Raw genomic sequence first — 27,000 nt, forward strand, 5'->3', positions numbered from 1 at the left:
CAAAAATAGTAAAAAATGTTGCTATTTATCATTTTTTCATTATCTTTGTGCCTATATAAATAAGAATAAAAATAGTCTATTGTGAATACAAACCTAAAACTCATAACCCATAACTTAAAACGAATGATGCCCGCCATCGTTTGGGTGCAGCTCATTGTCTTGGGGTTCTTCTTTTTATGTTTGGCAGGAGTCTATTGGCTGGATCCTTTTATTTGGTCTCTGACCAAAATAGAACCCTTTACTGCCCTTTCCAAGGTAGCGAACCCGCCTTTGCTTTCCTTCTTGGATGCGCTTATAGGTCATAGGTTTCACTATTCTGTTATTGCGGCTTTCTTAGTAGGGGTGTTACTTATAGGGATAAGTATCCTCATAGGCGCGGTAGTGACGAAGATTCGTCAGCTGCTAAAGAAAGAGCCGCTACCCCTGACCGAGTGGATGAAGGATATCCTTCTTTTTGAGGGAATCTTCTTGGGAGTCTTGGCTGTAGGAGCGCTCTTCTGGACACTCTTTACCTCTTTTGACGACGCTCAAGATAGGGACAATTCCAGCTATATATTCTTTGCCTTGCTACCCATAACAGCCGTATTGTTTCTCTTAGGGCGCTTTCTTAGCAGAAAAGGGTATCGCCTTATGGGGATGAGCCTCTTAGGGCTCTTTGGCGTAGGCCTATTTTATGGACTGGGAGTGAGTATCTATCTCTTTTTCAAGGGAGAACTCAATACCGATTACGATTATTTTGATCTGCTGCGTCGTCCCTCCGCCCAAGTGGTTGATGAGAGCCAGTATGACGGTAGCTATATAGGGCAAGAGCACAAGACCTTTAGCGATACAGATACCGAAGATACTTACCAAAGAGAAGAAGTAAAAGCCCCTGAGTGGGATTTTGTAGCATTTAATAAGGATTCCCTACAAAAGCTCCTAAATAATGAAGCCTATAAAAAGGTATACGATCTAAATGAATTTTTCATCAAAGAAGATAGTTATCTCTATCCTATGAGTATCTATGCAAAGGGAGATACCCTATCCAGAAAACAGCCTACACTCTATCATCTTCAGCGCTATATAGACAGAGATAACAATAAGCTCCTTGCCTTTTGGTACTATTTTGGCGATAGTGTGATGGAGGCGATGTATCAAAGCGGGCAGTTAGGGGAAAATACCTATATGCACCGTACGCTCAATGGACAAATAGCAGACCTATTGAATGTCTATGAGTTACAAGGAGACAATGACCAACTCTATAAGGATATTCTTGATGTGATGAATCGGTCTTCCTATATAGAAGACCATATAAAAGGGCTTAAAAAGGTATTCAAGGAGTATGATATCCCAGAGTTTGAAAGAGACTTAACAGATAGTAACAGCCCCAGTGATGGTTATGTCCGCTGGGTCTATACCTTTTGGGCACGGCGCTTTAGTGAAGGTAATATTAACGCCACTCTTACAATACTTAGGTCAATGAATAGTGAATAGTAGCTAAATTAAAACTTTGGTCTCTGTAGAATTCAAATCACTATTGTTTGTGTAATCTTGCAGCTCGCTCGTATCTACTAAATTATTAAGAAATTATTTTTGCTTTTTGAGCGAGTTCTATTCGCTTTTGCTCAATACGATTTTGTAACATCTGAATATATCAATTTTAACTAAAATACTGTAGATGGGGTTGTGTGATAATCATTATTTATAGTAGGTGTAATTTATCTTGTATAAGTAGAGTACTTCCCCTTCTTTATCAACTGCTTTTTCTTCAATGGGATTTCCTTTCTCATCATATTTGTAAGCTTTATCCTCATAGAAATCAATTTTTCCGTCTTTTAGATAATTAATTTCTTGTGTTTTCAAACCTTTTTCATTATAAGAATAAGTTTCCCAACGGTCTACTGCAGTCCCTTTGTAAAATTCTTTCTTTATTAGATTGTATTTACTATCATAAGTATATACGTATTTCTCTTCAGCTTCATTATTATCACCAATACTCGCTTTTTCTAACAAATAACCATTGATATCTATCTTTTTAATATAATGTTCTCTTAATATTCCTTTCTCATTATATTTCTTTTGAATCTCTTGTTTCACGCCTTTCAAATTTCCCTTTTTGCCTTCTGTCCAATAGTTATAGGTTTCATCATACTTTGAAGATTTCATTTCTTGCTGAGAATAATATGTAAACGAATACTCATTTTTCAATTTATTCTTGTAGAAAACCTGCTGAAGTGTCAAGCTTTTCTTATCATCATATTGGTAGGTGATATAAGATTGTTTCTTACCATTAATAAAAATATCTTTTCTCAAACACAACTTATTTTTATCATAGGTATAGACTACTTCTTCCTTATCTTTCACCTTTTTATATTTATTGATGTTTAGAACTGTCTCTTTTAGAATATTGTTATCCTTATCATATTCTTTTTTACTATTTCGAGATATATTATTGTTTTCTAATTCTCGATGTTCATTTATGACATTTCTATTTTTGTCATAAGTAAATGTTTCTACAACAGGGTGTGGCGGATAACTCTTATCTGTATATACAACTTCTGTAACACGATTGTTTTTGTCATAAGTATATTGTAAATAAAGCATCATCTCGTAGTTTTTGCTAAAGACCTGAGATGCTATAATATTTCCAGCCCTATCAAAAGAACAAGATATTGCAGGTTCTATAGTGATAATAGAAGAACATTCTTCAAAATCTACTACCCCCCATTCACCTAATTCTCCTTTTTCAATCAGGAAGAAAATACTGATATTCTACAGATTGAGCCTGTCCGAAAAGTTTTAACAGGCTGATTATCAGCAATGAATAAAAAAGAGGCTATCTTTTGCCAGATAGCCTCTTATTATTTGGTGTTTTACCACAAAAGTTGTATCTTTGTGGTTCCTAAAAAAAACACAATGGCAAAAGTATCATTTAAATCTGAACCTCACAAATTTTTAACACTTTTCCCCGAGAATATTTTTGATAAGTTAGATAGTAACCACCCTGCTAAATTAGTAGAAATGGTTGTTAATCAGTTAGATATAACTGATATTATTCAAAAATATAAGGGTGGAGGCTGTTCTGCATACCACCCTCGTACAATGATAAAAATAATCTTCTATAGCTATCTTTCTAACATTTATTCTTGCCGCAAAATGGCTATTGCTGTCAAAGAAAATCTCCCCCTTATGTATCTTGCAGGAGGTACAACTCCTGATTTTAGAACAATCAATGACTTTAGAGGTAAAATTTTGAAAGATTCTTTGCAAAAACTTTTTGCTGAAATAGTAAAACTCTTAGTAAAAGAGGGTTATCTAAGCCTTGATGTACAGTATATTGACGGTACAAAAATAGAATCAGCTGCTAACAAATATACTTTTGTGTGGAGAGGTTCTGTAGAGAAGTACAAGGAGAAGTTAGAGGCTAAAATAAATAAAGTGCTCTCTGATATAGAAGATAGCATACAATCAGATAACCAAGAGATTATTAAGCAAGAACTTCCTAAAGAAATTAATACCAAAGAACTTAAAGAGAAATTAGCTGAGATTAATAAAAGGCTAAAAGAACCTACTAAAAAACAAGCTAAGGAGTTAGAAAAACTTCAAAATGAGCATCTTCCAAAGTTAGAAAAATATGAAGAAAGTCTAAAAATAATGGGAGATAGAAATTCTTATAGCAAAACAGAGATACAGATTCAACTTTTATGCGAATGAAAGATGACCATATGAAAAACGGTCAGCTCAAACCAGCTTATAATACTCAAATATCCACTGAAAATCAGTTTATTACTCACGTTAGTATACACCAAACACCAGGCGATACCAATACTTTAGAGAGCCACTTAGATGGTTTTGAAAAGAGCTATCAGAAACAAAGCAAAGAGGTATGTGCCGATGCAGGTTATGGTAGTGAAGAGAACTACCAAATGCTGAAAAAGAAAGAAATAGAGGCTTATGTGAAGTACAATTATTTTCATAAAGAGCAGAAGAAAAAACAAAAAGAAGATCCTTTTTTGGTTCAGAATATGTACTATAATCTAAAAGAGGATTATTATGTATGCCCAATGGGACAGAAATTGAGCAATGTAGGGAAAGGAAAACGGACTTCAAGTAATGGATATGAATCAAAAGTTACTTATTATCAAGCACAAAGGTGTGAGGGGTGTCCACTAAGAGGCTTATGTCATAAGGCAAAAGGCAACCGAAGGATAGAGGTCAATTATCGATTAAATCACTTAAAAATAGAAGCAAGAACCTTATTAATGAGTGAAAAAGGGCGGTATCATCGCAGTAAGCGACCGATAGAAGTAGAAGCAGTATTTGGTCAACTAAAAAGTAATAATAAGTTCAATCGGTTTACACATAGAGGCAAAGAAAAGGTAGAAATGGAGTTTTTACTAATGGCAGTTGGGCATAATTTTAGAAAATTAGTATCCAATAAGGCAACTACTGCTAAAAAAGAAGTAAAAAGCAATGAAAATGTGGTAAAAACAAGTCAAAATGCTACTTTTTCATTTTTTTACCTTGCCCAATCTGCTTAGGAACTCTAAAAACAATCTTTTTTATCTAACCATAGAGTAATCCTCAAAAAAAAAGGGGCTGTCCTTAAAAGTTTAAACTAAACTTTTCGGACAGCCTCATTAATTTATTTTTATTTACTTGGGAATACCCAACAAATATAAAGAGATTTGCACATAAAAGCGCCAACAATTTTCTTGTTTCCATATTTTTATACATATAATATAGTTTCTATAATCTATAGGTTGTTTCCAGGCTTATACGAATATATAACCAAAACCCTATTACAGTTATTACAAGTAACATAATTGTAATCCAAAGCCCTTTCTTTGCCCATTTGTAGAAAAAACTATAAAAGGCAAAGAACAATAAAGCTATAAGAAAAGGAATTATAATACAATTTTTGTAGAAGTATATCATATGGATATGCAAATTACTAAAATCAATATATTTCCAATCGGAAGGATGTTTTATAATGGAGTAACAGAAATTGATAAACAAAAGAATCAAACTTATAACAATTCCTACTGAGATACTTGGCTTCTTTTTCATAAATTCTAATTATTCTTTTTTATTTTTATCAAAAGTTATTTATTTTCTAACTTCTTTTTTTGATAAGTTTGGTAAGAAATAAGCAATAAGTCCCATTAGGGGTAGGAATGAGCAGAGTTTATAAACAAAATCGATATCGGTTATGTCTATCAATTTGCCTAATACTGCCGAAGCCAATCCGCCCATACCAAAGGCAAAACCGTAGAAAAATCCTGAAATCATTCCTATTTTCTGGGGTAATAATTCTTGTGAATAGACTAAGATAGAAGCAAAAGCCGATGAGATGATAAAACCTATCAGTACGATGAGTATTGCTGTAGTATTGGCATCGGCGTAAGGTAACCAAAGTGCAAAGGGGGCAGCCCCTAAGATTGAAAACCAAATGATAAATTTTCTTCCTACTTTATCACCCAAAAATCCTCCAATAAGTGAACCTACAGCTACCGCTCCCAAAAAATAAAATAGGTATACTTGTGCCTCGGCATTGCTAAATCCAAACTTTTTAATGGTGTAAAACTGAAAGTAATTGTTGATAGCTGCTGTATAGAAGTTTTTGGAGAATACCAGCAACATCAATATAATCATAGAGTTGCGTATTTGCGCACGGGTGAGATTGGGCAAAACTACTGGTTTTTTAACCTTCTTTTTGAGTAGTTTAAGCAAGATGCTGCGCCATTTGCCTATGAGAAGCAAAATGAACATCGCAAAAATAGAAAAGCTCGCAAACCATATCAAATTACCTTGATGACTCTCTTCTACAACTCTCCCGTCGATTACTTTTTTGCTCAACAATAGCAATATCACTAACAGAGGAGCTAAGGCTGTGCCAAAATTCCCTCCTAATTGAAAGATAGCTTGAGCAAATGAGCGCCTACCACCTGAGGCTAAAAAGGCTACTCGGGATGCTTCGGGGTGAAATACCGATGAACCTACCCCTATAAACACTACCGAGCACAATATAGCTACATAACTACTCGCCAATGATAAACTTACAATTCCTATAGTGGTAAACGCCATTCCTAATACTTGTGAGTAAGGTTTGGGGTGTTTATCGGTGTAGTTGCCTACTAAGGGTTGTAATATAGAGGCTGAAAGTTGGTAACAGAGCGTAATTACCCCTACTTGTGTCATAGTGAGAGCATATTTACTTTGTAGGGTGGGGTAAATAGACGGAATGACCCCTTGTATGAGGTCATTGAGTCCGTGTGCTAAAGCTATCAGTAGTAAAATGCGATATTGCGGTTTATTTTCTTGATACATTTTAAGCGTAGAACAATTGTGTAAGCACTGAGTTAGAAAGTATAATCACTATACTCGTCCATACAAATGAAACCGTACTGGCTTTTCCAACATCTAAAGCGCCTCCTTTCATATAATAACCGTGATAGGACGGAATAGTAGCCAAGAAAAATGCAAAAACTACCGTTTTAGTGAAGGCATACACCATACTATAAGGTTTGAAGTCGTATTGCACTCCTTGTACAAATTCGGCAGAGGTGGTATAGCCACTCATCACTGCAGAAGCCCAACCTCCTAATACCCCTAAGTACATACCTAAGGCGATGAGGAACGGCATTAACATTAGAGCTACTATTTTTGGGAATATCAAATAATTCACCGAGTTTACCCCCATAATATCAAGGGCATCAATCTGTTCGGTTACGCGCATTGTACCTATGCTGGAAGTGATAAACGAACCGATTTTCCCTGCTAAAATTACTGCTGTAAAGGTAGGAGCAAACTCCAATACAATAGATTGGCGAGTAGCGAAACCTATAAGGTATTTGGGGATAAAAGGGTTGTCGATATTCAAAGCGGTTTGTACAGCTACTACCCCTCCCACGAAGAAAGAGATAAAAGCTACGATACCTATAGACCCAAAGATAAGGTCGTCTATCTCACGCAATATGAGGTCTTTAGTAATCGACCAGCGGGTGCGTTTGCGAAAAACATCATAAAGCATTATAAAATAGCCTCCTACGGCTGCAATGTGTTTCATACGTTGTTTAAATAGCGTTTAATTAGTGTTTAAAGTGTCGTATTCCTGTGAATACCATTCCCATTTGGTGTGCATCGCAATAATCGATGCTGGCTTGGTCTTTGATAGACCCCCCAGGTTGTATTACTGAGCGAATACCTTCGTTGTGAGCGATTTCCACGCAATCGGGGAAGGGGAAGAAAGCATCGCTTGCCATTACGGCATCATTGAGATCAAATTTGAATTCTTTAGCCTTTTCGATAGCTTGTTTGAGTGCATCAACGCGGCTGGTTTGTCCTGTACCACTGGCGATGAGCTGTTTGTTTTTAGCTAATACAATGGTATTCGATTTGGTGTTTTTACATATTTTAGAAGCGAAGAAAAGGTCGTCGAGCACTTCTGTTGAAGGTTTTACAGCAGTTACATATTGTACATCGGCTATGCTATCGGTTTTAAGGTCTTTTTCCTGCACCAAATAGCCATTGAGACACGAACGCACACTTGTTGTAGGCATTTTGGCTTTCTTCTGTACTAAAATAATACGGTTTTTCTTCTGTTCGAGTATTTTTAGAGCTTCATCACTATAAGAAGGTGCAATGATTACCTCAAAAAACAGTGAGTGAATAGTTTCGGCAGTAGCCGAATCGATTTTTGTATTAGAAATAAGAATACCTCCAAAAGCTGAAACGGGGTCACCTGCGAGCGCATCTTTATAGGCTTCGTGTATCGTTTTGCGGGTTGCTACGCCACAAGCATTGTTGTGTTTTAGTATAGCAAAAGTAGGATCATCGCCTACAAATTCAGCCATTAGATTTACAGCAGCATCTACATCTAACAAGTTGTTATATGAGAGTTCTTTGCCGTGTAATTTATCAAAAAGAGCATCGAAATTACCGTAAAATTCTCCTTTTTGGTGAGGATTTTCGCCATAGCGCAATACTTGTCCGTCACACTCGTTGATAGCCAAAGTAGGAATTTCTTCGGTTTGGTTGAAGTAGTTGAAGATAGCAGTATCGTAGTGAGACGATACGCGGAAGGCTTTAGCAGCAAAGTGGCGGCGCTGTTCTAAAGTAGTGCTACCGTGTTGTTCGTCTAAAATCTGCAAAAGGTCACTGTACTCATCAACTGAGGCTACACAAAGCACATCTTTATAGTTTTTAGCAGCAGCGCGGATGAGCGAAATACCACCTATATCAATTTTTTCAATAATTTCTTGTTCATTAGCACCGCTTGCCACTGTTTTTTCAAAAGGATATAAATCCACAATCACTATGTCAATTTGAGGGATAGCATATTGTTTCATTTCTTCAGTATCCTGCACATTGTCCTGACGGTTGAGGATGCCTCCAAAAATTTTAGGATGGAGCGTTTTCACACGTCCTCCAAAAATGGAGGGATAATCGGTAATACTTTCCACTGGAATCACTTCTACACCAAGTTTTTTGATAAAATCTTCAGTACCTCCAGTAGAGTAGATAGTAATACCTAAAGTTTTCATTCTGTGAATGATAGGTTCTAATCCTGTCTTGTCAAAAACAGATATTAAAGCAGATTTTGCTTGTTTTGTAGTGCTCATTTGAAAAAAAAGTTTTATTTTTGGCTACAAAAATACTACTTTTTACTAATACGAAGCAAACAAAAGAGATTAAAATTTGTTAATGAGCTAATTTGTTAATTAGCAGATTAGCAAATTGGCAAATTCTTAAATCAATCCTATATCCTATGAAGAAAGCAGTTTTATTTTGTGTTGTTCTGTGTTTTTCACTACAGGCTAAAGCGCAAGATAGTATCGTGTCTCACAATAATTTAGACTTCTATTTTAGAGGTGGTTTCTTAAGTGAGTGGTATAATGGAGCACCATCATCTCATTTTCAGTTAGACGAAGCGCGCTTGCATTTTTATGGCAATTACAACGAGTGGCTTTCGTATCACATTAGGTTTCGATTGAACAAGCCTTTTACTGCTACTTCTTTAGATAATGGAACTTTGGCATTAGATTTTGCTTTTTTGAGTTATCGTTTTGGAGCTTCTAAACGTTGGGAAGTAAGTTTAGGAAAACTGTATGCAATGGTAGGTTCTTATGAATTAGATATACACCCTTTATATGAGTTTGTATATGCCGATCATCTTGGGTATGTTGTTAGTCCTTTTATAGCAGGAATGAGGTTAGCAGTGTCACTTACCGATACTCAAAATATAGGATTGCAAATGCATAATACACTGAATAATACTTTTGAAAAGCACCTGCAAAACAATGGTTTTAGTACAGCTTCGTTTTCAGCGTCTAAAACACCTATAGGAGCTTATGCGTATTGGCAAGGCAAATTTGCTAAGGGTAAGCTCAATACTCATTATTCTTACAATATTTCGCAATTTGCCAAAGGATATTACAGTCATTCCATCGCCTTGGGGTATCAGTATAAAAGTGATAAACACAACACCTATTTAGACCTTATGTATGCCAAAATGGGGGCTGATTATCCGCTGTTGGGCTCTAAAACTATCAGCGATTACGAAGGATTGACAGCTGGTAACTACCTGATGCGTGAAGATATCACCTATAAAGGTATCGTAGGGCGGTATGAATACCTTTTTACCGATTGCTGGAGTATAGCTTTAAAAGCAGGGGCTGAGAGTGTAGCAAGAGGCAAAACACCACAAGGCGATTTGCGTTATAACTATATCTATTCATTAGCAGCTTTATACGCTCCTATACCTACCCAAAATCTACATTTTTATGTAGCTTATGCAGGGAATACAATTCACTATCCTTCTGAAATTTCTACAGAAAAAACACAATATCACAGCGTTTCGGCGGGGGCTTATTACAGTCTGCCGTTATTGAAAAACAAGACATTTAGAAATTAATGTAAAAAATACGATATGTTCATTTATCTACAACTATTAAAAGAGAGTTTTAACTTTGCTATCAAGTCACTGCGCGACAACAAGCTCCGCACTTCCCTATCGCTATTAGGTGTGACGGTGGGCATCTTTTCTATTATCTCGGTGTTAGCAGCGGTTGATTCATTGAATAGGAGCATTCAGGAGAGTCTTTCGGGTTTGGATAAGAATATGATCAACCTTTCCAAATATTCTTTTGCACCTTCTTCTGTGCCTCAGTGGCAACGCCTGAGCTTTCCGCAAGTTACCTATCAGGAATACGAATTTCTTAAGCGTGAATTGCCTAATACCGAAGCGGTGGTGTACGAGTTATTCGGACTCAATTCGGCGGTGAAGTACGGCGGTAAAACTATTTCCTCAATGTCGGTACAGGCTACCTCAGCGGGGGTGGAACAGATTAGCGACATTCGTATGGGCAAAGGGCGTTTTTACAACGATGCGGAAGCTAACGCAGGAACAGCAGTAACGATATTAGGCTATGAAGCTGCCGAACAACTTTTTGGAGAAGAAGATCCTCTTGATAAAGAAATACGCGTGTTTGGCAGACGACTCACGGTTATTGGGGTACTAAAAAAATATGGAGAATTGGGGGGAGGTCCTGATAATAATGCCTATGTAACAGCTAATTTCGTCCGAAGTTTTATGAATACAGGTCCGCAAGGGATGCCCAGTGGGGTCGTACTCAAACCTAAAAAAGGAGTGGATATGGCAGAATATGAAGCCGTATTGCGCCAGAAATTCCGTACTTATCGCGGACTCAAACCTGAGGATATCGACAATTTTTTCCTCAACAAAATCTCGTCGTTTACTGATATGATAGACGAAACCATTGGAATGATGAATGTAGTAGGTTGGATTATTGGCGGCTTTTCTATCTTGGTAGGGGGCTTTGGGATTGCCAATATTATGTTTGTGAGTGTGAAAGAACGCACCAACCTCATCGGGGTACAAAAGTCGTTAGGCGCTAAAAATCAGTTTATTTTGTTTCAGTTTTTGTTTGAAGCAGTGCTTTTGGCGATTATCGGCGGACTTTTTGGATTGCTCTTCGTATGGTTGCTCACCTTTGTAATCCCAAGCAGTGAAGAAGGTTTTACTTTTATACTATCGTTTAAAAATGTAGCCATAGGTTTGAGTATCTCGTTTGTAGTAGGCTTGCTTTCGGGCATCATTCCTGCTTCCTCAGCAGCGCGACTCAATCCTGTAGAAGCCATTCGCACAGGGTCGTAGTACAGTCGTGGCACGATGAGCATTTTGTATTACAAATTTTGATTACTAAAAAATCTAAAAATGAAAACACTCTTAATCGCTTTATTTTCTATCACTTGTCTTTCAGCTCAAGAGTTTATAGGCAAGGATTGGGATATTGATAATTTCTTAGGAGAATTCCCCGATGTAACGGATGTTTATTTTCTAAAAAAACCACGCCAGAAAAATTCTTGTGTAGCTGATAATACGATTCTATTTCGCCCTGATAGTACTTTTTTTCCACCTTGTATAATAGATAAAGATCATTATGATGGTCAATACCAAATGGTGGGGGAAAACTATCTGAAGGTAGCTATTGGCAGTTACTACATTCATAAAGTATCTAATGATGAATTTTATCTCATCAAAAGTACAGGAAACCTCATTACCGATAAACAAAAGGCTAAAAATGCGGAGGCTTTAGCATGCTTTATGAAAATATATAGCCGAAATGGTAAATCGCCCAATCCTTCTTTCCAACTGAAAAGTGATGTACCTAAGGACGAGCGCATTGGCAAACTTGTGCGCAAACTCTTTCACCTTATCTCTTACGAAATCCTCAAAGGATACCCTAATGATTTTAGTACCCTTTACCTTGTGAAAGACTTGAAAAACAATACCTATTACTACCTGCGAGAGGAATATTATAAAGATAAAGTAATAGTTTATTATTTTACTGAAAAAGACTTAAAACAACGTGCTAAAGAACAGAAAAAACAACAATAATACAATGAAATATCTATTTTTGCTATTCTTTTTGCCATTTTACACTTTTTCGCAATCTAAGGGAGAGACTTATTACACTTATGTTATTAGAGACAAAAAAGAGCAAAGGAAAGTGATCAATATCTCTCACCAACTTGTGTTAAAGCAAGATACCTTATGTATTGTAGAACCATTAATATTGGATCGAACTTATTGTTATCCTTATGTAAAAGAAGGGAAGAAAATACGCTTGCTTAACAATGACGATAAATCTCAACCTGATAAAGTAGTAGGGATAAAGCTACATAACAACGAACTTGTAGCGCTCTTTCTCGATCACCCTATTGAAGTTGTCTCCAAAGATGAATTGCGACTAACGGGGGAAGACCGACCTTATTATTCCGAGAGTGCTATCAAAGCAGTATTTGGCAACGACTATCCCCGAATATGGAGCTTGTTCTATCTGAATGGCAAGTTACTCAGTGAAGATAATGAGGAAATAAAAAATCTATTGGAAAAATATGATAAAGGCAAATTCAAAGCCTACTATTCAGAAGGTGCTAAAGCTATAAAAAAATACGGACTCAAGGGCATTTGGGGAGTATTTGAAATTAATTGTAAAACAAAGAAGAAAAAACAATGATGAAAACACTTTTAATAACACTCAACTTTCTCTGGGTAGGAATACTTTCTGCTCAAGACCTTATAGGTGCTAAATGGGAGATTAACAACATATTAGGAGATAATGTTAATAAGGAAGATTTTTATATCCTTACAAAACCCGAAAATCCCGATTGGAGTTATGGTGATCACCTACAGTTATCTACCGATGGAAATTTTAAATCGTGGTATTCAGCCCCGTGTGGAAATGATTGTTTTACCACCTTTTATGGTACTTATAAAAAAATCAGTGAGGAATATATTAGTTTCCACATTCAAAAAGTAGAACATTCAGGTTATTGCCGTGATGAAGGGGAGGTAAAAAAGAATAAGACTAACACTTATTATGTGTATAAAAAATCAGAAAGTGAAATCTATCTTCTCAAAACTACAGGCGACCATTCAAAAGATTTACAAAAAGTTACTTATGCAAAAGTATTAGCCAATTACTTTAAGATAATCCTTAACAAAAACTATAGTAGTCTTGGAAATATTACGCTGCCATCCAAGCTGACTTGGCAACAGCGCGCTGATAACTACGCATCGCAATACTTAAAACTCACGAACTATGAAATATGTATTACAGGGAGTAATGATTTTTTTATTTCAGTTCATTTAGTAAAGGATTTAGATAAAAACACCTACTATTACATAGTAGAACGCCCTCTAAAAGAAGGTTATGGTTTATTTCATTATACTGAAGCTCAAGTAAAAGAATTTAAAGATTACTATGAAAAGCACTATAGTAAGAGAAATTGAGTCGCTACACTTTGGCAAAGTTTCACACTTTGCCAAAGTTATTGCTCTAAAAATCAATTACTTTTAGAGTATGTTATGTAGGGGCGTTTTGCAAACGCCCTTAAAAATATGATTATTTATTTGCAATCTATTTATGTTTGACTATAAATGAAGAAATATTCTATGAATGAAAAGTTAAAAAAATATATAAAAAGAGAAGAGTATAATCCTGACAATGATAAAACAGAGATTTGGATTGGAGAGTTCTCAAATGCCCCTATTGATCCAATAAATGTAATATCTGAGATTATCAGTAATTTTAATCCTGAGAACTACAAAATTATTGTAGATGATTATTTGTCATATAATAATGGAGATAACTGGAATTCTCCTATAATATTCAATAATATAACTTTTAATAAGGGGATAGAATTTAAATACTATTCTTTTGACAATAATGTAAGTTTTATTAATTGTATCTTTGTGGAAGCAGTGATTTTTGGCAAAAGTATCCTGAAAAAAGGTGTTAGTTTTGTTAATTGTATATTCAAAGGTAATACTAATTTTTGGGGTACAACTTTTTCTTCAAAATCTGTTTTTTCTGAATCAAGATTTGAAGGTCTTGATAATAATTTTTGGCAGAGTCATTTTTATGGAGATGTTTTTTGTGAGAATATTAATGTAAGATCAAATATAAGTTTTTCAGATACAATATTTGAAGAAAATGTCTATTTTAAAGGAGCTATTCTAAAGGGAGAAATTAATTTTTCCAATGTAAAATTTAAAAATGATCCAAAAGATAATATAGAAGAAAAACAAAAAAAAGAGATTGACTTTTCAAGAGTTTTGTTTGGTGTTGTTACATTTAACAACGCAAAATTTGAGAAAAATGTAAGATTTCATGAAGCTATATTTAATAGCAATGTAGATTTCTCTAATACTTCATTTAATGGGTTAGCGGATTTTTATTTAGTAACTTTTAAAGACGACCAACAGTTTCATACTACTGATTTCTTAGATAGAGCTATTTTTTCAAATACTACTTTTAAAGGAGAAACTCAATTTATTTATAACAAAGTAGATAAAAACAGCTATATCAACTTTGAAAGTGCTAAATTTGAAAAAGGTTTAGATATTTCACGAGCTAACTTTAATTGTAATCTTAATTTTTGGAATATTTCTATACAAGATAAAAATATTTCTAAGTTTACTAGATACAAAGATGATTTTAGCAAACATAGAAAAGAAGGAACTGTACCATCTGTTTATAAGCAAATTCGAGAAACTTATCGTATTATTAAGGATAATTTCTACAAACAAAATAATAAGGTTGAAGGACTTTGTTTTTATGAAAAAGAAATGAATGTTTACTTAGAAGAGAAACGAGAAGAAACAAATAAAAAAAGCCCTCCTAAAAATAGAAAAACATTTATAGAGAAATTCAGAGAGGAACCTATTCTTAATGTAGGACAATTATTGATATTTATTTTCAACATTTTGTGGGCAATATCAAAATGTCCCATCTTCTATATAGCTTCAGCTATTTTTACAAGTCTTATAATTTTAGGGATAGTAATAAAAAATAAGGTGTCATTAAAAAATAGAAATCCTATTAAACAAAATTATTATATGCCTATAATTTTATTAGGTATTGCTATTGTGTTATTATATGTCTATATATATAATATTGAAAATTTTTGGTATTTAATAAGTGCATATATAGTACTGTTATTTAGTATGTTACTTTTATATTTACCTATTGAAAAAGACAAAATTATACTATGGTTAAATAAGAATTCTAATGAATTTGACACAAACTGGGTAGTAGGGGTTAATTTTTCTTTATTAGTAGGAATTTTATCTTATTTGGTAGTTCTTGTAGCTATGAATGATGATATAGAACTTGATACAAGCTATCGCGGGATTTCAAACTTCATAACCTCATTAGTTGATGTTTTCAATCTAACTAAGTGGGTTAATTTAGAAATTATCGGTATAAGGTTGAAAGGATTTCCTTATTTACTACTTTTTATAGGTCGTATATTTATAGGTTACGGCTATTACCAAACCATTCAAGCCTTTAGAAAATTTGGTAAATCGTAACTTATTCTTTATCTTTGTCGCAACATTTGTTAATTATTTAATTTAAAACAATATTTTAATGGAAACATTCACTTCACCAATTGGACTTATCGTTATTTTGGCGGTTGTCCTCTTCGTTACTATCTCATCGCTCGTGGCGCGCTATAAACGCTGTCCGTCCGACAAAATTCTCGTAATCTACGGTAAAACCGGCGGTTCATCTGCCAAATGTATCCACGGGGGTGGCGCCTTTGTATGGCCTGTGATTCAGGATTATGCTTATTTAGATTTGCGTCCGCTTTCTATCGAGGCAAACCTTACCAATGCGTTGAGCCGTCAGAATATTCGCGTAGATGTACCTTGTCGTTTTACGATTGCGATTTCTACCGAACACGAGAATATGAATGCAGCTGCCGAACGCCTCTTAGGGCTCTCACCTGAGCAAATTCAAGAGTTGGCAAAAGATATTCTTTTCGGTCAGTTGCGTTTGGTTATCGCTACTATGACTATTGAGGAAATCAATTCCGACCGCGATAAGTTCCTCGAAAACATCTCTAAAAACGTAGATAGTGAGCTCAAAAAAATAGGTTTAAAACTCATCAACGTAAACGTAACCGATATCAAAGACGAGTCGGGTTATATTGAAGCTCTTGGTAAAGAAGCGGCTGCGAAAGCTATCAACGAGGCAAAAATTAGTGTGGCTGAACAAGAGAAAATAGGGGAAACTGGTAAAGCCCTTGCCGACCGTGAGAAAGATACCCAAATAGCCGAAACACACCGCGATAGAGATGTGAAAATCGCTATCACTCAAAAAGATAAAGAGATTAGCATCGCCGAGGCTAAGAAAGATGAAACTGTAGGGATTGCCGAAGCTAAGAAGTTTGAGTCTATCGGTAAAGCAGAAGCCGACCGCGATAGTCGTATCAAAATTTCAGAAGCCAATGCCTTGGCTATCAGAGGGGAAAACGAGGCTAAAATTGCGATTGCTAACTCTGAAGCGCTACGCCGTGAAAAAGAAGCCGAATCGTTGCGTATTGCTATTTCGGCTGAAAAAGTACAACAAGCTAAAGCCTTAGAAGAAGCCTATTCAGCTGAAGAAAAAGCTGAAACTGCTCGTTCTGAACGCGAACGTGCTACCCAAGTGGCAAATATCATTGTCCCTGCTGAAATTGACAAACAGCGCGCTATTATCGAGGCACAAGCTGAAGCTGAACGCCTCCGCGAGAAAGCTAAAGGGGAAGCCGATGCTATTTACGCTAAAATGGAAGCTGAAGCAAAAGGTCTCTTCCAAATCCTTACCAAACAAGCTGAAGGTTATAAAGATGTGGTTAGTGCAGCAGGGGGCGACCCTACCAAAGCATTCCAATTGCTCCTTATCGAGAAGTTGCCTGAACTCGTTAAAACCCAAGTGGAAGCTGTTAAGAATATCAAAATCGATAAGATTACAGTATGGGATTCTGGCAAAGGTGAAGATGGCAATAACTCCACTGCCAATTTCGTATCGGGGATGATGAAAACTGTCCCACCTCTCAACGACCTCTTTAATATGGCAGGATTGAATCTCCCTACTTACTTGGCTAAGGAAGGAAAACAAATTACGAATGATGAGGGACGAATTGCGAATGACGAGAAACAAAAAACGAATAATGCGTAGATGAAACAGTTTATTACCTATATTTTATTGTTTAGTTCAGCTTTTGTGTTAGCGCAAAAAGCGCAGTTCGCTAATGCTAAACTCGATGCAGCTACAGTATATTTCAATTCAGCTGAACTTACTCATTATTTTAGTGCGAACCTCAACAAGGGTACGAATGAAATTGTAGTGAAAAACGTTGCTAATAGACTGAATGAGAATACGCTTCGCATTGTAGCTCCTAAAAATGTAACGGTACTTTCGGCTCAATTTACCACTCAGTATACTACTGATGGTGACAACCTCTTGCCCAAATCGAAACAAGTGAAAGATAGTATCGACTTGCTGACTTCTCAAATCGATAAACTCAGCAACCAAATTGCTGCTGAAAAGCAGGTGGTAGAGCTTATCAAAGAAAACAAATCGGTGTTAGGAGGTGGTACCGGACTTAATGTAGCTGAGTACGCTAAGTTTCTCGACTATTCAAAGGATAAGATGACCACTTCTCTCGACAAAATAGATGCGATGACCGATAAGCAAAACAAATTGCGCAGTCTTCGTTACAATTTGGAACAACGTCTTAAAGGAGAAGTTACTAAAGAAGAAACGCTTTCTGATGGCAAATTGGTGTTGCAAGTAATGGTTGATGCTCCTGTTAAAGCTGATTTCAGTGTGAGTTATATAACCCCCAATGCGTCGTGGGTACCTTTTTATGACCTGCGTGCCGATAATATCTCTCAACCTATCAATTTGGTGTATAAGGCGCAAGTGCGACAAAACACTGGGGTAGATTGGAAGCATATCAAACTGAGTCTTTCTAGTGGTAATCCTAATCAGAATAATCAATTTACGCTACTAAAAGCGTGGTATCTCTATTTTGGCAGACGATATGATCGCGACTACGACTACGTGAGAGCTAATGCCTATCGTTCAGGAGCAGTCAAAAAAGATGCAGTGGTAGAACAGATACAAGAAGAAGCTACTATTTCCGATTATACAAATCTAAACGAAAATCAACTCAATACCTCGTTTGAGATTACTACGCCTTATGATATACTCTCTAACAACAAAGAGCACAGTGTATCACTCAAAGAGCTTAAAATCAAAGCTAAATATGAGTATTACACTGCACCGCGTATAGATAATGGGGTGTATTTAGTAGCTTCGGTTGACGATTATTCGCAGTATAACCTGCTTACTGGTCAGGCAAATGTGATTTTTGAAGATATGTATGTAGGCAAAACACTGATAGATCCTAATCAAACCTCAGAGAGTATGCAACTCACTATGGGTAATGATAAGAAGATAAGTGTAAAACGCGAAAAAATAGCTGATAAATCGGCAACTAAGTTTATTTCCAGCTATAAAGAGCAGACTTTTACCTACGAAATTACCGTTAAGAACAATAAAAAAGAGGCTATAGATCTGAAACTAAAAGACCAATACCCACTTACTACTGATGATAAGATACAAATAGAACTCTTAGAAGCTTCAAAAGCTGAAGTGAATAAGGAAACGGGTATACTCACTTGGGATACCAACCTCAAAGCAGGTGAAACTAAAAAATTCCGCATTAGCTATAAGGTAAAATACCCTAAAAATGAAGTAATCGGAAATTTGTAATGACGAATGACGAAATACGAATGACAAGTTACAAAAAAGCAGTTGGATAAAATAAGTATCCAACTGCTTTTTAGTTATTAGGACTTTTCACTTTTCACTAAAAAAGTCCTTCTACTGACCAGTAGCGTTCTCCTGTGTCGTAATTTACAGTGAGGATACGCGCTTTTGGGTCTTTTTTGAGTACTTTAGCAACAGCAGCTAAAGCAGCACCTGTAGAGATACCTCCTAAGATACCTTCTTCTTTAGCCAATCGGCGGGCGTAATCAAAGGCTTCTTCTTTAGAGATAGGGATAACTTCATCTACTACAGCAGGGTTATAGTTATCGGGTATGAAGCCAGTGCCCAATCCTTGTAAGGCGTGAGGACCTGGAGCACCACCACTCAACACTGCCGATTGATCGGGTTCTACAGCTACAGTTTTGAGGTTAGGGAAGTGTTGTTTGAGCACTTTTGACACCCCAGAGATATGTCCGCCAGTACCTACTCCCGTTACGAAATAGTCAAAACCTTCGGGGAAAGATTTTAGTATTTCCTGAGCAGTTGTTTTTTCGTGTACATCAGGATTAGCAGGGTTTTTAAACTGTTGAGGTACCCAATAGTTAGGTTTGCCTTCGGCTATTTCCAAAGCTTTAGCGACCGCTCCCCCCGTACCTTTTTCTTTAGGCGTGAGTACTACTTCGGCGCCATAAGCGGCTACCAACTTGCGGCGTTCAATACTCATTGATTCAGGCATTACCACGATGAGTTTATAGCCCTTTACAGCCGCTACTAATGCCAAGCCCACTCCTGTGTTGCCAGAGGTAGGCTCTACAATCACACTATCTTTTTTGAGGATGCCTTTAGCTTCGGCATCTTCAACCATAGCGAGCGCAATACGATCTTTGATACTACCACCAGGGTTTAAGCGCTCTAATTTGATGAATACGTTGGCATCATTGCCAAACAATCTGTTGATTTTCACCTCGGGAGTATGCCCGATGACTTCTAAAACATTTTTGTACGCCATTATATAAATTATTTATTAGTTACGTGTTTAGGAGTTAGAAATTAGGAATTAGGAGTTAGTTTGATGACGCATAGTGGAGAGCATCTTTCCTATTTCTAATATTAAATCTTCTATTTCCTTATAAGATTGAACAAATCCTAGTTCTTTTGCAATAATTAATTGTGTTTCTAACTCACTCAGTGAACCTTGAGAAACACTTAAAAAGTATTGAAAGTGATTGCTACTATTCCTTCCCCAACCTTCAGCAATATTGGAGGGTATAGATACTGCACAACGTCTGATTTGTGAAGTAAGACCGAATTTCTCTTCTGTAGGAAAATAGTAAGTTAGCTGATATATTAATTTTACTAACAAAATAGATTTTTGCCATACAATAAGCTCCTTAAAAGATTTTATTTTACTCATATTCTAATTTCTAATTTCTAATTTCTAACTTCTAATTTCTAACTTCTAATTTCTAACTTCTAATTTCTAATCAGATAACAAAATTAATCGGTTCTTCATATACTTCGTTGTCCTTTACAATAATCTGACTTTTGTGGAAAACCTTAGTAAAAGGTTCGATGCTATTGGTGAGCCATACATTCCCGCCGATGATACTATCGTGTCCTATTACGGTTTCACCACCTAAAATAGTAGCACCAGAGTATATCACCACATTATCCTGAATGGTAGGGTGGCGCTTGGTATGAGCTTTATCTACTGATACTGAGAGAGCCCCCAAGGTAACTCCTTGATATACTTTTACGTAGTTGCCTATTACTGTAGTTTCTCCAATTACAATACCTGTACCGTGGTCAATCATAAAAGGGACTCCAATGCTTGCCCCTGGGTGAATGTCGATACCCGTTTTGCTATGAGCGTATTCAGTGAGCATACGCGGCAAGAGAGGTACTTTGCGCAAGCACAATTCGTGAGCAATGCGATATACCATAATAGCAAAGAAACCAGGGTAGGTGATTTGTACTTCTCTGATAGAAGTTGCTGCAGGGTCGCTATCGATAAAATACTGAGCGTCTTCTCGCAATTGCTGATAGATATTAGGCAAAATGCAATCGTAATAATCGGTTGTTTTTGCTTTTTGAGATTCGTTTAGCAGAAAATCGTCTACAATATTGATAAAATCCCAACGCAATTCCTCATAGCGGGCTTCTATACTCACTTTTGATAAGCAAGTGCGTTCGTCAATAAGAAATAAGAACTGAAAAAGGTCGTTTACAAAGCGTGTAATACGCTGTTTGCTTACGTGATGTTTGATGTTTTTACTTTCGTGATAGAGTTCGTTGATGAGACTCTCAGTACAATTTATTTTTGTCATCGTTATAAAAAAATACCCCCACTACCTTTATAAAGCAGTGGGGGTTGTTATTTCGTTTGTTAAAATATAGTAACTGACATATCTTTAAGAAATAACGAGCCTTGCACTGCTCAAATTGAGTGTGCAACACATCGTCATTATGTTTAAAGTGTACAATGTCATATAATATTGTTCTATTTGATGGGGCAAAGGTAAGAATATTTTTCTAACTACCAAATAAAAAGTGAAAAATTATTTCATTTTTTTTTATTTTTCAGCAGAAAGAATTGCGTCCAAACGGCGTAGTGTTTCTTCTTTACCTATAACCTCTATAATATCGAATACGTGAGGACCTTTGAGTTCACCTACTAATGCCAAGCGCAATGGAGGCATTACCTGACCAAAGCCTAAGCCCTTTGTTTCCATATATTGCTTTACCGCCTCTTCTAAGGCAATTGAAGTAAAATTAGCAGTATTTTGGAGTACTTCAGCTACTTCTTTCACAATGGTAGGAGTTTGTTCTTTCCATTGTTTTTTAATTGCCTTTTCGTCGTATTGGGTAGGTGCTTCAAAGAAGAATTTGCAGAGTTCCCAGAAATCACTTACAAAGGAAGCGCGCTCTTTGATGAGCCCAACTACTTTTTCTACTGTAGCAATTGGGGCAGTTACACCTCTTTCAGTAAGATCTTTTTGGAAAAGGGTAGCCAATTCGGCATTGGGTTTCATTTGCAAATATTGGTGGTTGAACCATTTGATTTTCTCAGGGTCGAAGCGAGCCCCAGCCTTGTGTACTTTCTCCAAGTCAAACAGTTGAATGAGTTGTTCCATTGAGAAAATCTCCTCATCATTCCCTGGATTCCACCCTAAAAGTGCTAAAAAGTTGATAAGAGCTTCAGGAAAATAACCTTCCCCACTAAATCCTTTTAACGTTTCGCCATTCTCTGTCCAATCCATTGGGAAGACAGGAAAACCGAGTTTGATACCATCGCGTTTGCTGAGTTTGCCATTCCCCACAGGTTTGAGGATAAGAGGCAAATGAGCAAAAGCAGGAGCTTGCCAACCGAAAGCGCGGTAGAGCATTAGGTGCAAAGCCATAGAAGGCAACCATTCTTCACCGCGTATTACGTGAGTAATTTCCATTAGGTGGTCGTCTACGATGTTTGCTAAGTGGTAAGTAGGCATTCCGTCACTTTTGAAGAGCACTTTGTCGTCTAAGGTACTCGTGTCGATAGTTACTTCCCCACGAATCATATCGTTCATTTTCAACTGTTCGTTGTGGGGCATTTTGAAGCGAATTACGTACTCATCACCGCGTTGTAGGCGTTGTTGTACTTCTTCAGTACTCAGCGATAGAGAGTTTTGCAAAGTATCGCGTGTCGCCCAGTTGTATATAAAAGTTTCCCCTTTGGCTTCAGCCTCTTTGCGCGCGTTATCCAATGCCTCAGCGGTATCAAAAGCGTAATACGCCCAACCGTTCTCAATAAGAGCATCGGCGTATTGTTTGTAGAGCGGCTTGCGTTCACTTTGGCGGTAGGGAGCGTGTTTGCCCTCTTTGCCTACCCCCTCGTCGTAAGTAAGCCCTAACCAGTTCAGTGAGTTGATGATGTACTGCTCAGCACCTGGTACATAGCGATTTTGGTCGGTATCTTCAATGCGAAGTAAGAAGTCGCCACCGTGTTTTTTGGCGAATAAATAATTGAATAAGGCGGTACGCACGCCTCCAATATGCAATGCTCCTGTAGGACTTGGAGCAAATCTAACTCTAACCATTTATTTTTATAATAATTTTAAATCTTTAATCACTTTAAAAGCAATATCCACGTGGTATTCGGGGATTACGATAGTAAATTCATTGGCGGTAGAAATTACCTCGTTCATACTCACACCTTCCCACGCTAAGCGTTGGAAGATGAAATAATAAATACCTGGTACTGAGATGTTTTCTTCAGGTAATTTCACACTGATAGCCCCCAAATTAGTGAATTTGTGCAACAGTCGTTCTTTTTTAAAAATATCTTCTACAAGACCCTCCATTGTACTACTTACAATGAGATTGGTTTCGTTCACCCCACGAGTAGCGGCGTAGAATGCATCTTTGTTGTTTCGAATTTTTTGAAGCAATTCAGCTTGATTGTTCATAAAAGTATCCGATAACAAGAAAGTATAATCGGTAAGATTGGAGCGCACGATAATATCGCCTATATTCTTCAATATTTTTACAATACGATGCGTAGAGCGGAATTCCATATCTACTGATAATCGTTTGAGAGCCATTACTATAGCCCCATTACGCACTTCGCGTGTGGTGGTTTCGCTTTGTATATCTTTGCGAATCACCCTTGCGAGCGACGTGAGGTTGATAATCCCTTGAGAGAGGGCAGTTTGCAAAAAGGGTTTTGATTTGATGTATTGTTCAACGGCTGAGGCTACTGTTTTCATTTTGCTGAGGCTTAAATTTGTTACAAAAGTACTAAAAAAAATAATTCTATAACAATATAGGGCAAAAAATTATATTTATTTAACATTCTTAGAATGGATAAAAAGCATCCTCAATATAGTTGATAGTAAACTCAACATTGTTTTTTACGATTGAAATAATATCGAATTGTACCTCTAAATCTAAGTTAGTTTTTTCTATATAATAATTGGTAGCTTTCACTAAGAGGTCTATTTTTTGTTGGTTTACAAACGATTCGGGTTCGCCATAAGCACTTGAATTACGAGTTTTTACCTCTACAATGTGTAAAATATTGTCCTTTCGAGAAATTATATCAATCTCGGCGTGACCGAATCTAAAATTGCGTTCTAAAATAGTATGACCATTTTCTATAAGGAAGTTTACAGCATCTTGCTCACCTTCTTTTCCAAAATCATTATGTGCTGCCATAGTTTAGGTGTTAGGTTTCAGGTGTTAGGGTTTAGGAGAGGCAAAAGTAGCAACTAATTAGTAAATGAGCAAATTTGCTAATTAGAAAATTGGCAAATTGACTAATTATTGTTATTTTTGCCCCATTGTTAATACTTAATACTTAATATTTTAGTTATGGATTATATGGCACCGCAGTGGATTGCATTCCCTGCTTATACTGAATTTACGATAGGCTGGCGTATGGGCGCTGGCGAAGATTATAAATACAAGTTTTGGGACTGGTATGAGTCCCTTACTCCAGCACAACAAAAAGAGTACCAAGCACTTTTTCCGTATCCTTGTTTTTGGCATTACAACAGATGGGAAGAGGATGACCAAGATATAGATGACGAGGAGGATTATTACTACGAAGGAATTCCAGTTTGGCAACCTAAGGGGGCTTATAAATATTCTAAAGCGACTTTTATCAATTCGGCAAAGAAGCTCAAGTTTGTTTTCTTTTGGAAACCCAATGCAGAGGTAGTAGATGAATCTTGTTTTTCGCAATGGCAACCCTCACCTTTTTCTGTAGATGCTGATAAATATTATTGTGCTGAGCAGTATATGATGGCTGAAAAAGCGCGTTTGTTTGGAGATGAAGAGGTGGAGGAAGAAATAATGAATACTTCCGACCCTAAACTGATGAAAGCCTTAGGAAGGAAAGTGCGTAACTTTGACCCTCAGGTGTGGGACAAAGCAAAATATAGCATCGTACTGAATGGGAATTACTACAAATTCACTCAGAATAAGGAAATGATGGACTTTTTGCTCTCTACTGGTGATAAAATACTGGTAGAAGCCAGCCCGATGGATGCTATTTGGGGGATAGGATTTGGCAAAGAGAATGAGAAAGCACATAACATCGCCTCGTGGCGTGGCAAAAACCTTTTGGGATTTGCCCTGATGGAAGTGAGAGATGAGATTAGAAAACTTTATAAAAACGTACATTTGCTGAAAAATAGAAATGAATAGACTCAAAATCAATGTAGTTACACTAAAAGAAGATGAATACCTTATTCGCGATAGTATTCGTTTTGAAAATTGTAGTTATCTACAGCTTTTCATTGACGATGAGGATATAGCTACTTATCCTGATTTTGAAGATATACTGATAGTCCCCACTGAATTATATAAAAGTAGCTTACAAAGTGGTGAATATCTATTGTTTACTTGTGCTTGTGGTGTTGCAGACGATGGAGGATGGACAACAATTAAGGTAACACATTCAGAAGCTATTGTTCAATGGGATTTTTTGAGAGACAAACCTTATTGTTTTAAGTTTTCTAAAGAAAATTACTTAAAAGAGGTTCAAGTTATCAATAAAGAAGACTATACTTTCATTCCTAAAGAGATTATTTTTCCTGAAATTTAGTCTTTAATATGAGTTTAATAAGAAAATGAGTTCTTTTTAGCTTTAACTTTGCCAAAGTCTAAAAACTTTGGCAAAGTGTAGCGATGCAAATACGATTTTGAGACTTTTTAAATAGTCTTTCTGTGATATAGAAATAATAAGTTTGAAGTAGAATATAGCTAAAAATAATATTAAAATGAATGAACGATACGAAAATATCAAGAAAATGAACGATATCCTCTTGCGATTGGAGGGTATTCTTAGCAAAGCTGAAACTCTTTTAGAAGAATGGAAAGCCATACAACCCGAGTATGAGGCTTTGGAGGCATATTACGACAGCCCTCAATGGCGAGAAGACTATTTCGATAGCAATGACGGCAAAATACCAGATGAGGTACCACAATGGGTACTCACCCAAGATGCTATTTTTGACGCTATAGGCACTCAGTTCGACCTTGCTGACGGTTTCCAACCGCTATTGGAGAGCATCAATGCTAGAAAGTGGAATGAGTAATTTCAAAACTTAAACATTTTAAAGTAGAAGAAAGGGGTAGTCATAGAGGTTCTACTATTGGGGGCGATTCCATATCTCATCTTAGTACTAGGGAAAAAGGGATCTTATTCTTCAAACTACAAGTAAACGGACAAACTTTTGCTCTTAAAAACAAAGAAAGTATATACAATCATAGAAATATAATGAAAGATAAGACCAGCTACTTTCGTATGTACGGAGGTATCTTAGAAAATTGTGGCGAATACGATGTATATACCCATCCATAGTTAGAATATGCTTTATTTATACCTGATAATGTCTTTTCTTATCGAGGTTATATTGTATTTATTATCAAAAACATGTTAGTGTAAAAAATATTTGTAAATTTGCACTACTAATAATGCGAATCAAGGTTTAAAATAAATTTTCAAAGAGTAATTCAGTAGCTATTTTTCCAAAGATATGGACAAAAAGACCTTTGCTAGAGCGCACTTTTCCAGCATATTGTATCTGAGTCTTTTCATTTAACCAATTAAAGAACGATTCAATAGGTTGTCTTATAGATGAAACAGCCTTATTATACAAAGATTCAAAAGCAAAATCTCTCTGTTTTAATACTTCTGACTTGTTCTTTTTCATTTTTATAGGTGTTATCATTTCACTATTATTTGATTTCAAAACTTCATTAACAGCAGCACTTTGATAAATCTTGTCAGCAATAAAACAAGTATCTGTTAGCTCTTGCCAATTTTCTTTGAAAACACTTAAATCATTTTCACTAGCTTTGGTAACAATATAATCTTTCAAATAAGGAAGAGTACTTTTTTGATAAGCTCCTAAGGCGTGTAGTTTCACACCATAATACCACATTTTTTTCGAGGAACAATAGCTTTTATCAGTAAAATCACGAGCTACTTTTCCTTTGCCATTTCCTTTACAAGTAACAATAGGACAAGAGTCTAAAATATTGATAGACATTTCTCTTTGCTCTGACATTCCTATTAAAATTTGTTCAATAGATATATGCTTAAAGACTTCGCTAAGTCTGTTTAAACGATTATTAAAGGCTTGATAAGAAGGTATTTTAGGGAACCAATCAAGCCAGTAATCTTTGATGAAATTATACATTTCTTTTATTTTGTACTTGTGTTCAACACCAGTGCAAAATAGATAAATTGTAATAACTTCTTGATCTGTAAATACAGGTTTGTTGTTATTGCTAAATCGCTGACAAAAATATTGTAAATAATTATCGTATTTTTGACATATTGTTAAATATATTTTTACTAATTTTGTCGCCGTAGTCTGATTTATCATTTATATCTGAT

23 protein-coding genes and 1 pseudogene are annotated in these 27,000 nt (G+C 36.2%); 13 read left to right on the forward strand and 11 right to left on the reverse strand.

Features of this window, described 5'->3' with window-relative positions; translation table 11 throughout:
• Window positions 1-81: 81 nt before the first annotated feature.
• Window positions 82-1,473, forward strand: coding sequence for an MFS transporter (locus CBG49_RS10870; protein ID WP_227002884.1), 1,392 nt, complete (start codon window positions 82-84; stop codon window positions 1,471-1,473).
• 204 nt (window positions 1,474-1,677) lie between these two features.
• Here the strand turns inward: CBG49_RS10870 and CBG49_RS10875 are convergent, their stop codons facing one another.
• A complete protein-coding gene (locus tag CBG49_RS10875; RefSeq protein ID WP_157668395.1) occupies window positions 1,678-2,583 on the reverse strand; it encodes a hypothetical protein in 906 nt (301 codons plus the stop codon).
• Between the two features lie 312 nt (window positions 2,584-2,895).
• On the opposite strand from CBG49_RS10875, the pseudogene CBG49_RS16410 reads away from it, so the two are divergent.
• Window positions 2,896-4,520: pseudogene (locus CBG49_RS16410) on the forward strand (IS1182 family transposase).
• Window positions 4,521-5,088: 568 nt separating this feature from the next.
• Here the strand turns inward: CBG49_RS16410 and CBG49_RS10890 are convergent.
• The 3 genes from CBG49_RS10890 to purH are packed head-to-tail and all read right to left on the reverse strand — an operon-like array spanning window position 5,089 to window position 8,603.
• On the reverse strand, window positions 5,089-6,309 hold the full coding sequence (locus CBG49_RS10890; RefSeq protein WP_088594486.1) for an MFS transporter: 1,221 nt from the start codon (window positions 6,307-6,309) through the stop codon (window positions 5,089-5,091).
• A 1-nt stretch (window position 6,310) separates the two neighbouring features.
• Complete coding sequence (locus CBG49_RS10895) at window positions 6,311-7,048, reverse strand: MlaE family ABC transporter permease (protein WP_088594487.1); 738 nt, start codon at window positions 7,046-7,048, stop codon at window positions 6,311-6,313.
• Between the two features lie 22 nt (window positions 7,049-7,070).
• Window positions 7,071-8,603: a bifunctional phosphoribosylaminoimidazolecarboxamide formyltransferase/IMP cyclohydrolase gene (gene purH, locus CBG49_RS10900; RefSeq protein ID WP_088594488.1), complete on the reverse strand. Its 1,533-nt coding sequence runs from the start codon at window positions 8,601-8,603 to the stop codon at window positions 7,071-7,073.
• A gap of 146 nt (window positions 8,604-8,749) precedes the next feature.
• On the opposite strand from purH, the gene CBG49_RS10905 reads away from it, so the two are divergent.
• The 8 genes from CBG49_RS10905 (at window position 8,750) to CBG49_RS10940 (ending at window position 18,617) form a co-directional block, all read left to right on the forward strand.
• A complete protein-coding gene (locus tag CBG49_RS10905) occupies window positions 8,750-9,895 on the forward strand; it encodes a porin (RefSeq protein WP_088594489.1) in 1,146 nt (381 codons plus the stop codon).
• Window positions 9,896-9,910: 15 nt separating this feature from the next.
• A complete protein-coding gene (locus tag CBG49_RS10910) occupies window positions 9,911-11,158 on the forward strand; it encodes an ABC transporter permease (RefSeq protein ID WP_088594490.1) in 1,248 nt (415 codons plus the stop codon).
• A gap of 60 nt (window positions 11,159-11,218) precedes the next feature.
• A complete protein-coding gene (locus CBG49_RS10915; RefSeq protein ID WP_088594491.1) occupies window positions 11,219-11,902 on the forward strand; it encodes a hypothetical protein in 684 nt (227 codons plus the stop codon).
• Between the two features lie 4 nt (window positions 11,903-11,906).
• On the forward strand, window positions 11,907-12,524 hold the full coding sequence (locus CBG49_RS10920) for a hypothetical protein (protein WP_088595315.1): 618 nt from the start codon (window positions 11,907-11,909) through the stop codon (window positions 12,522-12,524).
• A complete protein-coding gene (locus CBG49_RS10925) occupies window positions 12,521-13,300 on the forward strand; it encodes a hypothetical protein (protein WP_157668396.1) in 780 nt (259 codons plus the stop codon). Before CBG49_RS10920 ends, CBG49_RS10925 begins: the two co-directional genes overlap by 4 nt.
• 147 nt (window positions 13,301-13,447) lie before the next feature.
• Entirely contained in the window at window positions 13,448-15,382 is a 1,935-nt protein-coding gene (locus CBG49_RS10930) for a pentapeptide repeat-containing protein (RefSeq protein ID WP_088594493.1), read from the forward strand.
• A gap of 58 nt (window positions 15,383-15,440) precedes the next feature.
• Complete coding sequence (locus CBG49_RS10935) at window positions 15,441-17,015, forward strand: flotillin family protein (RefSeq protein ID WP_088594494.1); 1,575 nt, start codon at window positions 15,441-15,443, stop codon at window positions 17,013-17,015.
• On the forward strand, window positions 17,016-18,617 hold the full coding sequence (locus CBG49_RS10940; protein WP_088594495.1) for a DUF4139 domain-containing protein: 1,602 nt from the start codon (window positions 17,016-17,018) through the stop codon (window positions 18,615-18,617).
• Between the two features lie 97 nt (window positions 18,618-18,714).
• Here CBG49_RS10940 and cysK read toward each other — a convergent pair whose 3' ends face one another.
• The 6 genes from cysK to CBG49_RS10970 form a co-directional block, all read right to left on the reverse strand.
• The gene (gene cysK, locus CBG49_RS10945) at window positions 18,715-19,623 is read right to left on the reverse strand and encodes a cysteine synthase A (RefSeq protein ID WP_088594496.1); all 909 of its coding nucleotides are present in this window, start codon (window positions 19,621-19,623) and stop codon (window positions 18,715-18,717) included.
• 48 nt (window positions 19,624-19,671) lie between these two features.
• Window positions 19,672-20,028 carry a four helix bundle protein gene (locus CBG49_RS10950; protein WP_193433067.1) on the reverse strand — a complete coding sequence of 119 codons (357 nt, stop codon included), beginning with the start codon at window positions 20,026-20,028 and terminating at the stop codon, window positions 19,672-19,674.
• Window positions 20,029-20,098: 70 nt separating this feature from the next.
• The gene (locus tag CBG49_RS10955; RefSeq protein ID WP_088594497.1) at window positions 20,099-20,941 is read right to left on the reverse strand and encodes a serine O-acetyltransferase; all 843 of its coding nucleotides are present in this window, start codon (window positions 20,939-20,941) and stop codon (window positions 20,099-20,101) included.
• 246 nt (window positions 20,942-21,187) lie between these two features.
• On the reverse strand, window positions 21,188-22,690 hold the full coding sequence (gltX, locus tag CBG49_RS10960) for a glutamate--tRNA ligase (RefSeq protein ID WP_088594498.1): 1,503 nt from the start codon (window positions 22,688-22,690) through the stop codon (window positions 21,188-21,190).
• 6 nt (window positions 22,691-22,696) lie between these two features.
• Window positions 22,697-23,359 carry an aspartate kinase gene (locus CBG49_RS10965; protein ID WP_088594499.1) on the reverse strand — a complete coding sequence of 221 codons (663 nt, stop codon included), beginning with the start codon at window positions 23,357-23,359 and terminating at the stop codon, window positions 22,697-22,699.
• An 88-nt stretch (window positions 23,360-23,447) separates the two neighbouring features.
• The gene (locus tag CBG49_RS10970) at window positions 23,448-23,807 is read right to left on the reverse strand and encodes a YraN family protein (RefSeq protein ID WP_088594500.1); all 360 of its coding nucleotides are present in this window, start codon (window positions 23,805-23,807) and stop codon (window positions 23,448-23,450) included.
• A 156-nt stretch (window positions 23,808-23,963) separates the two neighbouring features.
• Between CBG49_RS10970 and CBG49_RS10975 the strand changes: the two genes are divergently transcribed.
• The 3 genes from CBG49_RS10975 (at window position 23,964) to CBG49_RS10985 (ending at window position 25,693) form a co-directional block, all read left to right on the forward strand.
• Window positions 23,964-24,800 carry an NADAR family protein gene (locus tag CBG49_RS10975; RefSeq protein ID WP_088594501.1) on the forward strand — a complete coding sequence of 279 codons (837 nt, stop codon included), beginning with the start codon at window positions 23,964-23,966 and terminating at the stop codon, window positions 24,798-24,800.
• Window positions 24,793-25,200, forward strand: a complete 408-nt coding sequence (locus CBG49_RS10980; RefSeq protein ID WP_088594502.1) for a hypothetical protein — start codon at window positions 24,793-24,795, stop codon at window positions 25,198-25,200. The genes CBG49_RS10975 and CBG49_RS10980 overlap by 8 nt, the downstream gene beginning before the upstream one ends.
• Before the next feature lie 175 nt (window positions 25,201-25,375).
• A complete protein-coding gene (locus CBG49_RS10985) occupies window positions 25,376-25,693 on the forward strand; it encodes a DUF4298 domain-containing protein (RefSeq protein WP_088594503.1) in 318 nt (105 codons plus the stop codon).
• Between the two features lie 393 nt (window positions 25,694-26,086).
• Here the strand turns inward: CBG49_RS10985 and CBG49_RS10990 are convergent, their stop codons facing one another.
• Window positions 26,087-26,989, reverse strand: coding sequence for a transposase (locus CBG49_RS10990; RefSeq protein WP_088594504.1), 903 nt, complete (start codon window positions 26,987-26,989; stop codon window positions 26,087-26,089).
• Between the last annotated feature and the right edge of the window lie 11 nt (window positions 26,990-27,000).

The sequence above is a fragment of the Capnocytophaga endodontalis genome (assembly GCF_002209445.1).
In the GTDB taxonomy this organism is placed as follows: Bacteria; Bacteroidota; Bacteroidia; order Flavobacteriales; family Flavobacteriaceae; genus Capnocytophaga; species Capnocytophaga periodontitidis.